The 12,403-nt window shown below is 42.0% G+C and carries 13 protein-coding genes; 4 read left to right on the forward strand and 9 right to left on the reverse strand.

From position 1 onward, the window contains the following. Positions 1–80: 80 nt before the first annotated feature. Genes spoVG through ACW6PM_RS06240 form a run of 3 tightly spaced genes read right to left on the reverse strand, consistent with a single transcriptional unit; the run spans position 81 to position 2,756 of the window. A complete protein-coding gene (spoVG, locus tag ACW6PM_RS06230) occupies positions 81–344 on the reverse strand; it encodes a septation regulator SpoVG (protein ID WP_012741361.1) in 264 nt (87 codons plus the stop codon). A gap of 22 nt (positions 345–366) precedes the next feature. Then, the gene (gene glgD, locus ACW6PM_RS06235; RefSeq protein ID WP_456056591.1) at positions 367–1,485 is read right to left on the reverse strand and encodes a glucose-1-phosphate adenylyltransferase subunit GlgD; all 1,119 of its coding nucleotides are present in this window, start codon (positions 1,483–1,485) and stop codon (positions 367–369) included. Beyond that, positions 1,482–2,756 carry a glucose-1-phosphate adenylyltransferase gene (locus ACW6PM_RS06240; RefSeq protein ID WP_456056592.1) on the reverse strand — a complete coding sequence of 425 codons (1,275 nt, stop codon included), beginning with the start codon at positions 2,754–2,756 and terminating at the stop codon, positions 1,482–1,484. Before ACW6PM_RS06240 ends, glgD begins: the two co-directional genes overlap by 4 nt. Positions 2,757–3,195: 439 nt before the next feature. Here ACW6PM_RS06240 and murC point away from each other — a divergent pair, with 439 nt between their 5' ends. The 4 genes from murC (at position 3,196) to ACW6PM_RS06260 (ending at position 8,383) form a co-directional block, all read left to right on the forward strand. Then, the gene (gene murC, locus ACW6PM_RS06245) at positions 3,196–4,575 is read left to right on the forward strand and encodes a UDP-N-acetylmuramate--L-alanine ligase (protein WP_308650167.1); all 1,380 of its coding nucleotides are present in this window, start codon (positions 3,196–3,198) and stop codon (positions 4,573–4,575) included. 257 nt (positions 4,576–4,832) lie between these two features. After that, complete coding sequence (locus ACW6PM_RS06250; RefSeq protein WP_456056593.1) at positions 4,833–6,074, forward strand: DnaD domain protein; 1,242 nt, start codon at positions 4,833–4,835, stop codon at positions 6,072–6,074. Positions 6,075–6,151: 77 nt separating this feature from the next. Beyond that, positions 6,152–7,135: an ATP-binding protein gene (locus tag ACW6PM_RS06255; RefSeq protein ID WP_456056594.1), complete on the forward strand. Its 984-nt coding sequence runs from the start codon at positions 6,152–6,154 to the stop codon at positions 7,133–7,135. Between the two features lie 54 nt (positions 7,136–7,189). Further along, positions 7,190–8,383 (forward strand): ribose-phosphate pyrophosphokinase, encoded by a 1,194-nt coding sequence (locus ACW6PM_RS06260; RefSeq protein WP_308650170.1) that lies wholly within the window; start codon positions 7,190–7,192, stop codon positions 8,381–8,383. A gap of 141 nt (positions 8,384–8,524) precedes the next feature. Here the strand turns inward: ACW6PM_RS06260 and ACW6PM_RS06265 are convergent, their stop codons facing one another. The 6 genes from ACW6PM_RS06265 to rpmJ form a co-directional block, all read right to left on the reverse strand. Next, on the reverse strand, positions 8,525–9,049 hold the full coding sequence (locus tag ACW6PM_RS06265) for a bL17 family ribosomal protein (RefSeq protein ID WP_015515540.1): 525 nt from the start codon (positions 9,047–9,049) through the stop codon (positions 8,525–8,527). A gap of 273 nt (positions 9,050–9,322) precedes the next feature. Continuing rightward, positions 9,323–10,282 carry a DNA-directed RNA polymerase subunit alpha gene (locus tag ACW6PM_RS06270; RefSeq protein WP_012741353.1) on the reverse strand — a complete coding sequence of 320 codons (960 nt, stop codon included), beginning with the start codon at positions 10,280–10,282 and terminating at the stop codon, positions 9,323–9,325. A 90-nt stretch (positions 10,283–10,372) separates the two neighbouring features. Next, complete coding sequence (gene rpsD / locus ACW6PM_RS06275; RefSeq protein ID WP_456056595.1) at positions 10,373–10,966, reverse strand: 30S ribosomal protein S4; 594 nt, start codon at positions 10,964–10,966, stop codon at positions 10,373–10,375. Positions 10,967–10,985: 19 nt separating this feature from the next. Continuing rightward, positions 10,986–11,381, reverse strand: coding sequence for a 30S ribosomal protein S11 (gene rpsK / locus ACW6PM_RS06280; protein WP_012741351.1), 396 nt, complete (start codon positions 11,379–11,381; stop codon positions 10,986–10,988). Positions 11,382–11,505: 124 nt separating this feature from the next. Then, positions 11,506–11,874 (reverse strand): 30S ribosomal protein S13, encoded by a 369-nt coding sequence (rpsM, locus tag ACW6PM_RS06285; protein ID WP_012741350.1) that lies wholly within the window; start codon positions 11,872–11,874, stop codon positions 11,506–11,508. 306 nt (positions 11,875–12,180) lie between these two features. Next, a complete protein-coding gene (gene rpmJ / locus ACW6PM_RS06290) occupies positions 12,181–12,294 on the reverse strand; it encodes a 50S ribosomal protein L36 (RefSeq protein WP_003022746.1) in 114 nt (37 codons plus the stop codon). Positions 12,295–12,403: the final 109 nt, after the last annotated feature.

The raw sequence follows: 12,403 nt of genomic DNA on the forward strand, positions 1-12,403 counted from the left end.
ATGATGGCTATAGCTTAGCATATTACGAGTCCCAAAGTCTGCCCTCGTGGCTCGAATCTTTGTCGAATCTTTGTTTGATCTTATACATTCTCAATCTCTGTCTTATACTTTTCTAGAATCATATTCTGGATATTTTCGCGTGTGGCAGAGTTAATCGGATGGGCTATATCCCTGTACTCGCCATCGTTTGCCTTACGGCTTGGCATGGCGATGAAAAGTCCCTTTTCTCCTTCGATTACCTTGATGTCATGTACCACGAATTCATCATCGATTGTGATTGACACAACCGCCTTCATCTTGCCTTCTTTTTCTACCTTACGAATTCTGATGTCTGTAATCTGCATATTTTTGTCCCCCTGGTCTGTTTTAAATTACATATCTTACATTTTTTTCTTTTACTATCATGACTTCATCCTCACCACAGTAGCATGTGTTTGGATTGATGGTTCCGCGGCTCTCTACGATACAATTCTCGAGGTGCACATTGTCGCCTATATAGACGTCATTGAGCAGCACGCAGTTCTTCACGGTAGTGTTTTTGCCCACAAATACCTGCTTGAAAAGTACCGAATCCTCCACGCTGCCGTTTATGATACAGCCACTTGATACAAGGCTGTTTGAAATGTCTGAGCCCGGGTTAAACTTGGCCGGTGGCAGGTCGTCCACCTTTGAGCAGATGGTCGGCTCCTCCCTGAAGAAATAGCTTCTGACGTCAGGCCTTAGGAAATCCATATTGGTCTTGAAGTATGCATCAATATCGGCGATATTGTTCCAGTATGAATTAATCTTGTAGCCGTATATTTTCTTTACATTTTTGTAGCGCACGAGGATATCATTTACGAAATCGAATCTGTTTTCCTCTGCTGCTGCCTCCAAAAGCTCTATAAGCTGTCGTCTTCTGATGACATAGATACCTGTGGAAATGGTGTTGGATGAGGCCTCGATTGGCTTTTCATCAAACTCTGTGATTCTTGATTCATCATCCATGCGTACCACACCAAAACGGCTGACATCGTCGTTGTACATCATGTCCTTGCATACCACTGTGATGTCTGATTTTTTCTCGATGTGGAAGTCAAGCACTCTGTTGAAATCCAGCTTGTATACACAGTCACCGCTGCTTATGATGACATATGGCTCATGGCGTCTCTTGAGAAAATCAATGTTCTGATACATCGCATCTGCTGTGCCCCTGTACCAGTCACTGTTGTCCGCTGTGACTGTAGGTGTAAAGAGGAACAAGCCACCCTGCTTTCTGCCAAAATTCCACCATTTTGAAGAACTCAGATGCTCATTCAGTGAGCGCGCATTGTACTGGGTCAGTACTGCGACAGTCTGTATATGTGAGTTTGACATGCTGCTGAGCGCAAAATCTATGCTTCTGAAGCTGCCTGCTATCGGCAGGGCCGGTACTGCTCGTTTTGCTGTCAGTTCCTTCATCCTATTATTGTTGCCGCCGGCCAAAATTATTCCTATTGCCTTCATTTTCCGTCACCTGCCTTGATAATAACTTCTCCGCCCTCAAGCACACTGTCTTTGTAATCCTCTTCATATGTAACACCGGAAATTGCTGTATTTTTGCCTATCTTTACCCCGTCCGGTATCACAGAATCTTCTCCTATAGTGACAAGCCCAAATGAGTATATGCTCTCATTTAATACGTTTGGTTTTTCCTGTCCGAAGCCAAGTGTCACATTGTCGCCCACCTTGCAGTTTTCCGCGATGATGGACTTGTCTATCGTGACATTGGAGCCTATCTCTGTGTCACGCATGATGATGGAATCACGTATTACTGCGCCTCTTCCAATCTTGACGTTGGCACCTATGACAGAATGCTCCACATGGCCATAGCATTCACAGCCCTCCCCCATGATGCTGCGCTCCACATGGCCTCCTTTTGCTATATAGAGTGGCTCAATTGCATCATTTTTAGTGTAAATCTTCCAGTACTCCTCGTACAAATTGAACTCCGGAATGAGGTCTACAAGCTCCATATTGGCCTCCCAGTATGAGCCCAGTGTACCTACGTCCTTCCAGTATCCGTTGAACTCGTATGCAAACATACGTCTGTCGTTTTCAAAGCAGTATGGTATGACATGCTTGCCAAAATCACAGTTTTCCTGATCCTTTAGTGCAAGTAATGCTTCCTTTAGCACCGGCCATGAGAATATGTAAATGCCCATTGATGCGAGATTGCTGCGCGGATGAGCCGGCTTTTCCTCAAATGCATTGATGCGCTTATCATCATCGGCTATGACGATACCAAATCGGCTTGCTTCCTCGATAGGCACCGGCATGGTTGCTATGGTCACATCGGCATTGTTTTCCTTGTGGAAGTCAAGCATCACCTCATAGTCCATCTTGTAAATGTGGTCTCCTGACAGTATCAACACATAGTCCGGGTTGTAACTGTCTATATACCTCATATTCTGGTAGATTGCATTGGCTGTACCTGTGTACCACTCGCTGTTGCCACTTTTCTCATAAGGAGGCAGTATTGCGACTCCTCCGTTATTCCTGTCGAGATCCCACGGAATACCTATTCCGATGTGGCTGTTAAGTCTGAGCGGCTGATACTGTGTAAGTACCCCCACTGTATCAATGCCTGAATTGATGCAGTTGCTAAGCGGAAAATCTATGATTCTGTATTTTCCACCAAACGAAACTGCCGGTTTTGCTACGTTCGCTGTCAGAACACCAAGTCTGCTGCCTTGACCGCCTGCTAAAAGCATGGCTATCATTTCTTTCTTGATCACGTTATCACTCCTCGTCTGTCCTAATTTTTGTTGTGTCCATCCGGTCCCCACCATTTGTCTCTGTAATAACCGTATCTGTAATGCTTCTATAATAAATAATGAATCTCAATTGCTTACATATAAATTATAGTTGCTGTTACATAGATTACAGCTGCTACATACCTTAACCCCATCAAATTCATATGGTCCGGATGAATTATTTTATATGGAAAATTATACCACAGCCGCATTATCACTTCAACATTTTTCACAAAATCAAATATTATTTTTCTTTATTTTCGACATTTTGCACAAGTATCATTTATCGTATCTCTGTTTAATTTACAATGATTATTATCATTTGAAAGTCCATTCTCATTACGCCTTATTTTTCCTTTGCAAATACTATATTTAGTTGTATAATTAATATAAATTATAATAAATCAGGCAGGTAAAATTAATGTATAAAATAGATTTCAGCAAACCAATACACATTCATTTCATAGGCATCGGCGGTATCAGCATGAGCGGTCTCGCAGAGATTCTGCATGAGGAGGGCTTTACCATTTCAGGCTCCGATTCAAAGGAATCAGACCTCACAAAGACGCTTGCTGCAAAGGGCATAAAAGTCATATATGGTCAGAGTGCTGACAATATCACCTCCGGTATCGACCTGGTGGTTTACACTGCAGCTATCCATGAAAGCAATCCTGAGTTTGCCGCAGCAAAGGCAGCCGGTATTCCGATGCTTACAAGAGCCGAGCTTCTCGGACAGATTATGGATAATTACGATTATTCTATTGCTGTAGCCGGTACACACGGCAAGACTACCACCACATCCATGATCAGCGAGATTCTTCTCGCCGCCCAGACAGATCCTACCATTTCCGTAGGAGGTATTTTGTCATCTATCCACGGCAATCTGCGTGTTGGTGATTCAGAGTATTTCATCTCTGAGGCATGTGAGTACACAAACAGCTTTTTGAATTTCAGACCACGCTACAGCATTATTTTAAATATTGAGGCTGAGCATCTGGATTTCTTCAAGGATATCAACGACATCAGACATTCCTTCCGCGAGTATGCATCAAACACTCTCGCAGGCGGCGCTACCATCATCAATGGCGAGATTGACCGCTATGAGGAGATTGTCGCAGGGCTTCCTCAGAAGATTATCACCTATGGCTTTGATTCAAAATATGATTTCTATCCGGAAAATATAACCTATGACGATAAAGCCTGTGCATCTTTTACAGCTATGAGACAGGGTAGTCCACTTTTCGACGTAAAGCTCTCTGTTCCGGGCGCTCACAACGTAAGCAATGCGCTCGCAGCCATAGCTTTATCCACCACACTCGGTCTCGACACTGAGTCTATCCTCACAGGCCTCGACAAGTTCGGTGGTGCTGACAGACGTTTCCAGTACAAGGGCAAGGTAAACGGTGTCACAGTCATTGATGACTACGCTCACCATCCAACCGAGATCCGTGCAACCCTGACAGCTGCACAGAAATATCCACATGACAGGCTCGTTCTTTGCTTCCAGCCGCATACCTATTCCAGAACCAAGGCATTCTTAAATGATTTTGCCGATGTTCTTTCCATGGCAGACGTTGTAGTGCTTGCCGATATCTATGCTGCTCGTGAGCAGAACACCTATGGTATTTCATCCAAGGACATCCTTGATTTATTGCTCGAAAAAGGTGTGAATGCGCACTATTTCCCATCATTTGAGGAAATCGAGAAATTTTTATCAGAAAATTGTGTAAACGGCGACCTGTTGATAACCATGGGTGCCGGAAATGTAGTAGAAATCGGCGAAGACCTGCTTAAGAAATAAGTTATCCACGTTATCCACATACAAAATGTTAACAACTCACATTTTGTGTGTGGATTTTTTAAATAATTTTCAACAGCTTATATACCCTGTGATACATTGATTTTTCAATTATTTTACACAGTTATCCACATTATCCACATTCTTTTGTGGATTCAAAAAGCCCGAGTTTACAAGGCTTGTAGCACTTTTACCATCTTCACACAGTTAAAATATTGTGCTATAATTGCTCACAGGTTAAGCGAAAGAGAGTTTTTTATATGACAGCGATAAACATAAGCAGTGACATAGCAACATCATTCACTACTGTGTCAGATATTTTTATAGATCAATACATGCCAAAGGCAAACGGCGAGTTTGTCAAGGTATACCTTTATCTGCTCCGTGCGACAGGCTCCGGGGCAGGCATAGCAACCATTTCAGAGATTGCCGACCATTTCAGCAACACTGAGGCCGACATCGTACGTGCCCTCAATTACTGGGCATCTGAGGGTATTTTGCAGGTGCAAACCGGTGCTGACGGTCAGATTATGGGAATCAACCTCTGTAGCCTTGCTGTAACCGGAATGCAGGCTGCGCAGAATAATATACAAAGTGACGTGGCTGATAATGCCACACAGAATAATATGCAAAATGGTGTGATTAATAACGCTGTGCAGAATAATATGCAAAGCAATGTGGATAATAACACTGCGCAAAATATTTCCGGCGCGGATAGTCAGATGCAGGATTCCGTTATGGAAAAGCTTAAGAACCAGGCTACTGACAAGCCTGCGCCTTCACAGAAGGAATACACACTTGATGAGATTAAGGAATTTAGAAAGAATCCTGATATTTCAGAGCTTTTCTTTATTATAGAGACATACCTGAAGCATACGCTCTCTTCCACAGACACCAATATGGTGCTCTACTGGCTGGACGAGCTTCATTTTTCCACCGACCTGGTGGAGTATCTCGTGGAGTACTGCATTACCAAAGGGCATTCGAGCCTTAGGTACATGAACAAGGTCGCTCTCGGCTGGGCCGATGCCGGCATAAAGACCGTAGACCAGGCAAAGGACGATGCAGCCGCTCACTCACAGATTTACTATTCTGTAATGAAGGCTCTAGGCATCACAGGCCGCAATCTGGTTGACTCTGAGGTGTCACTCATCAACAAATGGGTCGGCGAATACGGCTTCGATATGGAGCTTGTAAAGGCCGCCTGCAGTAAAACCATTTCAGCTATCCAGAAGCCAAGCTTCGAGTACACAGACTCCATACTCACAAACTGGAGGAAAAAGGATGTACATACATTAAAGGATGTTGAGGTGCTTGATGCAAACTTTGCAAAAGCCAATAAAGCCACAGGCTCCGGCTCATCACAGGGTGCAAATGCTGCAAATGGTTTCTCAAAACCAAAAAGCAATAATTCAAATTCCAAAAATAAATTTAATAACTTCAATCAGCGTAACAATGATTACGACAAGCTTGAGAAGCTGTTTCTGAATTCGACGGTATGATTTAAACTGTATGATTTCTGTTGCGCAATTAAGTTATATGTTTTTTCAAGTTATATTTCACATCCCAAGGAGGATATATGGCACTTACCAATGCTCAATATGATGAGATAATGCGAGGCTACGATAAACGCCAGCTTCAGAACAAATACATACATGACAAGCGTATTGAGGAAGCCTATCGCAAGGCGCCACGCCTCAAGGAGATTGACTCGGAGATTGCATCGGCATCCGTCAGACAGGCGTACAGGCTTATGGACGGCGATGAGAATGCTCTTGCCGCTTTACGCCTTGCAATCGAGGACTATAAGGAGGAGCGCGCTGCGCTGCTATCCACACTCGGATATCCGCTTGATTATTTTGAGCCGATTTACACCTGTCCCGATTGCCATGATACAGGGTATATAGACGGTCAGAAATGTCATTGCTTCAAGCAGGCCATCATCAATACCGTTTATTCGCAGTCCAATATCAGGGAGATTTTGTCACGTGAGAATTTCTCTACTCTCTCATTTGATTATTACTCAGATGAGCAGAAAAATCCTGCGACAGGGCTGTCTGCTCTCGCCACAGCAAAGCTTGCCGTGACGAACTGTCATGATTTTATAGACAATTTTGAAAGTAAACCCAAAAACATATTTTTCTATGGAAATACCGGTGTCGGTAAGACTTTTCTGTCCAATTGCATAGCAAAAGAGCTTTTAGATGCAGGTTACTCCGTAATTTACTTTACAGCGTTCCAATTATTTGATATATTAAGCAAAGGTGTGTTTGAAAAGGATGCAGATGCCATCGCAGCGCACCAGAATATATTCGACTGTGATTTACTTATCATAGACGACCTCGGAACCGAGCTTTCCAACTCATTTACCACATCACAGCTTTTCCTTTGTGTAAATGAGCGTATACTGCGCCGGAAATCGACTATTATTTCCACTAATCTGAATCTGGAGCAGATAGCAGAGCTTTACTCCGAGAGAACACTTTCAAGAATTTCAAGCAATTATAGTTTTATCAAGCTCTTCGGAGATGACATACGAATTAAAAAGCGTCTATCCAAATAACGCTTTTTATATATATTTAGTTTATTTATTATATGGTTATATGGAGGAATAACAATGCCAAACGATGAGAGAATTTTGGAGACTATGCCAACCGGTACACTTGGACTTGTTGCAACTGACAGTTGTATAGGTCTTGCCCAGAAGGTAGATGCATACTTACAGGGCTGGAGAGAGCACAGAGAGCACCAGCATGCTAACGAGAGTGCTTTCAAGGACTACTACAAAAACAGCTATATTATCAAGCCTTCTACGCCTAGATTCGGTTCTGGCGAGGCTAAATGTGTTATCAACCAGTCAGTTCGTGGTTATGATCTGTACATCATGGTAGATGTAACAAACTACAGTCTTACCTATACAGTATGCGGTCAGACAAACCACATGTCACCTGATGACCACTATGCAGACTTAAAGCGTGTTATCGCTGCAGCCGGTGGAAAAGCAAGAAGAATCACAGTTATCATGCCTTTCCTTTATGAGAGCCGTCAGCACAGACGTACAGGCCGTGAGTCTCTTGACTGTCCATTGGCTCTTCAGGAGCTTATCAACATGGGTGTAGACAATATCATCACCTTCGATGCTCATGACCCTCGTGTGGTAAATGCTATTCCTCTTAACGGCTTTGAGAATGTAATGCCTTCTTACCAGTTCATCAAGGGCATCTTAAAGAACGTAAAGGATATCACTATTGACGCTGATCATCTCATGATTATCTCTCCTGATGAGGGTGCTACAAACCGTGCTATCTACCTTGCAAACGTACTCGGAGTGGACATGGGTATGTTCTACAAGCGTCGTGATTACAGCCGTATCGTTGACGGACGTAACCCTATCGTAGCTCATGAGTTCCTCGGAACAAATGTAGAGGGTAAGGATGTTCTTATCATCGATGATATGATTTCTTCAGGCGAGAGTATGATCGATACAGCTAGAGAGCTCAAGAAGCGTAAAGCTAACAGAATCTTTGTTGTTTCTACATTCGGTCTCTTCACAAACGGCTTTGATTCATTTGACAAGGCTTATGAGGAAGGTCTCATCTACAGAGTAGTTACAACAAACCTTATCTACCAGTCACCTGAGCTTCTCTCTAAGGAGTACTATATCAGCTGTGACATGAGTAAATACATCGCATACCTCATTGATACATTAAACCATGACTGTTCTATCAGTGATCTTCTCTCACCATATGACAGAATCAAGAAGTGTGTTCAGAAGTACAATGACGAGCAGGCTGCAGCAAAAAATAATTAATTAATCGTATTAATCGAAGAGCCGTGTGAAATGAATGAGATTTCACACGGCTTTTCTTATAAATATAAAAAACCAGAGAAGTGAGTGTCATCCACTCAAATCTCTGGTTTTATTTAGTCTAAGATTTATACCGATTAAATATTAAACTAACTCAAGGAGAACCTCTAAAGCTCCGTCACCCTTACGCTGTCCAATCTTAACGATTCTTGTGTAACCACCGTTACGATCTGCATACTTAGGAGCGATCTCATCGAATAACTTGTTTGTTACATCGATAGTCTTTGTTCCCTTCTTTGTGCCGTCAGACTCTTTAGCTGTGTAAAGAACCTTGAGCATCTGTCTTCTGGCATGAAGACGTGAAGCAGAATCCTTCTTGATCTTCTTCTCTACTTCGTCATAAACAGTAACTTTCTTTCCGTCTACAACCTCTTTTACTCTCTTGCCATCTTTGTCCTTGCGGGCAACCTTAGCTGTTACAGTAACCTCTTCGAAGTTGTCTTTCTCTTTTACTGCTAATGCGATAAGACCCTCAGCGATCTTACGAACCTCTTTAGCCTTAGCCTCTGTTGTAACGATCTTTCCGTTAACAAGAAGCTGTGTAACCTGACCTCTGAGTAAAGCCTTTCTCTGGCTTGATGTTCTGCTTAACTTACGATATTTTGCCATTTTAATTTCCTCCATTTGTGGGACATCCGGTCACGCTCTTCGGTCTTACTGCCAGACATCGTATCTTGTTGTGATAAAGCCTTGCCTTATTTCAAAAAGCAAAATGCTCAAATCAGTTGCCACTCATGTATCAGACACGGTCACGCTCTTTGGTCTTACTGCCCCTGCCGTTATGAGTTTTGTCACACATAAACATAAATATGATATTGATATTTTAAATTTATATATGACCAATTTATTTAGAAGAATCAGTACAAGGATTATTCTGATGAATTATTCCTCAGTCTGATTTAACTCTAAACCTAATTCCTTTAATTTTGCTAAAACTTCCTCTAAAGACTTGCGACCAAGGTTACGAACCTTCATCATGTCCTCAGGTGTTCTATTGATAAGCTCTGCAACAGTGTTGATTCCTGCACGCTTTAAGCAGTTGTATGAACGAACTGAAAGCTCAAGCTCATCGATGTTCATCTCAAGAACCTTCTCCTGAGCATCGTTTTCTTTCTCGACCATAACGTCAACCTGCTGTGCTGCCTCTGAAAGATCGATGAACAGATTTAAGTGCTCACTTAATACCTTAGCTGCAAGGCTGACTGCCTCGTCCGGCTCCAATGTACCGTTTGTAAATACATCTAATGTAAGCTTATCGTAATCTGTAACCTGACCTACACGGGTATTCTCTACAGTAAGGTTAACACGCTCAACAGGAGTGTAGATTGAATCTACAGCAAGAACTCCGATTGGTGTATCCTCGTTCTTGTTCTTCTCAGCTCCGACATAACCTCTGCCGTTTGTGATTGTAAGCTCCATGTAAAGCTTAGAATCTGCTCCACCATTCAAGTGTGCAATCTCTAACTCAGGATTCAAAATCTCGATATCTGAATCAACCTGAATATCGGCTGCTGTAACAACGCCTTCACCTTCGAATTCGATATATGCAACCTTTGGTTCATTTGTAGAACTATTATTGCGAATTGCAAGGTTCTTGATATTCATGATGATTTCTGTAACATCTTCCTTAACACCAGGAATAGAGCTGAATTCATGTAAAACGCCATCAATCTTGACCTGGCTTACTGCAGCGCCCGGTAAAGAAGAAAGCATGATACGTCTTAAAGAGTTTCCAAGTGTTGTACCGTAACCTCTCTCTAATGGCTCTACAACAAATCTGCCATATGTCTTGTCTTCTGAAATTTCTGCGATTTCAATTTTTGGTTTTTCAAAATCGAACACTTCAAATTCCCTCCTTCTCGGGTATCGTTGTTATATGTTATCAAAGAGTGGATAAGCCGGGAAATAAATCCCCGGCAAATCAACCTAATTTTACTTAGAATATAACTCGACGATGAGCATCTCATCTACAGGAACATCAATCTGCTCACGTGTAGGTAAGTCTTTTACAGTTCCCTGTAATTTCTCAGCATCTACGTCTAACCACTCCGGAACGATTCTTCCGCCAGCTACCTCGACGATATCTTTCATTCTCTGAGTATTCTTTTTGCTCTCTTTAATTTCGATAACATCGCCAGCCTTTACAAGGTATGAAGGGATGTTAACAACTTTTCCGTTTACTGTAACGAACTTGTGATCAACGATCTGTCTTGCTTCTTTTCTTGTTCTTGCGAATCCAAGACGGAAGATTACGTTGTCAAGTCTTGACTCAAGGATTGTAATAAGGTTGAGACCTGTTAATCCTTTCATCTGATCTGCTTTCTTGTAGTAATTACGGAAAGGCTTCTCTAAAACACCATAGATGAATTTAGCTTTCTGCTTTTCTCTTAACTGAAGTCCGTACTCAGACACCTTTCTGTTTGCTCTTGTAAGGTTTCTTCTAGACTTCTTATCATATCCTAAATAACTTGGCTCTAAACCAAGTGATCTGCATCTCTTAAGTACAGGTACTTTATTAACTGCCATTTTAATCTATACCTCCTGATTAGACTCTTCTACGTTTTGGTGGACGACATCCATTGTGAGGTACCGGAGTAACGTCTCTGATTGATGTAACCTCAAGACCACATGCTGAAAGGGCACGGATAGCTGCCTCTCTTCCTGAACCTGGTCCCTTAACGAATACGTCAACTGTCTTTAATCCGTGGATTAAAGCTGCCTTTGTAGCTGTTTCTGCTGCCATCTGTGCAGCATATGGAGTAGATTTCTTTGAACCTCTAAATCCAAGACCACCGGCACTTGCCCATGATAAAGCATTTCCTTCAGCATCTGTTAAAGTAACGATTGTGTTATTGAAAGATGCCTGAATATGTGCCTGTCCGCGTTCAACGTTTTTCTTTACACGCTTTTTAGTTGTTTTCTTTGCAACATTCTTAGCCATATTTAAACTAACCTACTTTCTACTTTCTAAACTTTATTTAAGTTATAATGAAGCTCTGCTTCTTCGTCCGCAGAACTAAACGCACACTACGTTCAAGCGGCGTTTCACTTATTTATTTAAGTGATTATTTCTTCTTGTTTGCTACTGTTCTCTTAGGACCCTTGCGAGTTCTTGCATTAGTCTTTGTCTTCTGACCACGAACCGGAAGTCCCTTTCTATGACGGATACCACGATAGCATCCAATTTCCTGAAGTCTCTTGATATTTAAAGCGATTTCTCTTCTTAAATCACCTTCAACTGTCATTGTCTCGTCGATAACAGCGCTGATTCTCTTAACCTCGTCATCTGTAAGATCTCTGACACGAGTGCTTGGATCAACATTAGCTGCTTCAAGGATACGGTCTGCACTTACTCTTCCGATTCCGTAGATGTAAGTTAAGCCGATTTCTACACGTTTTTCTCTTGGTAAATCTACACCTGCAATACGAGCCATGTGTGTTTACACCTCCATAATTTTTAGTTATTTACTATAGTAACGATACATCTGCAACTTGACGTATACTCTCCGAAACACATATGCATCTACAGCTACGGTTGCACGTCCTGAAATGTGTGTAGCCATATGCGCTCCCATATTTGCATTTCGTCCCATATCACTCGGTATTATAATATGAAACCAGAATGCCTCTGTTTATTATGAACAGCGATGATAAATATCTCGCTGCAGCCGCACATAATGATGTGAAAAAAGGTTTAATAAACCAAACGCACAAATAACAGGGTCAAATATTTGTACTAATTAACCCTGTCTCTGCTTATGCTTTGGATTCTCACAGATAATTCTGATGCTTCCTTTTCTCTTGATAACTTTGCACTTTTCGCAAATAGGTTTAACTGATGATCTTACCTTCACAGCAAATCCTCCTTTCTCTATAAAAGTCCTTTTCAGGTACTTTTCCAAAAGTGTCCAGATAGCATTATACACGGACACTTAAGGGAAGTCAATATATTTTTTCAAAAAA

The sequence above is a fragment of the Agathobacter sp. genome, from assembly GCF_977054825.1.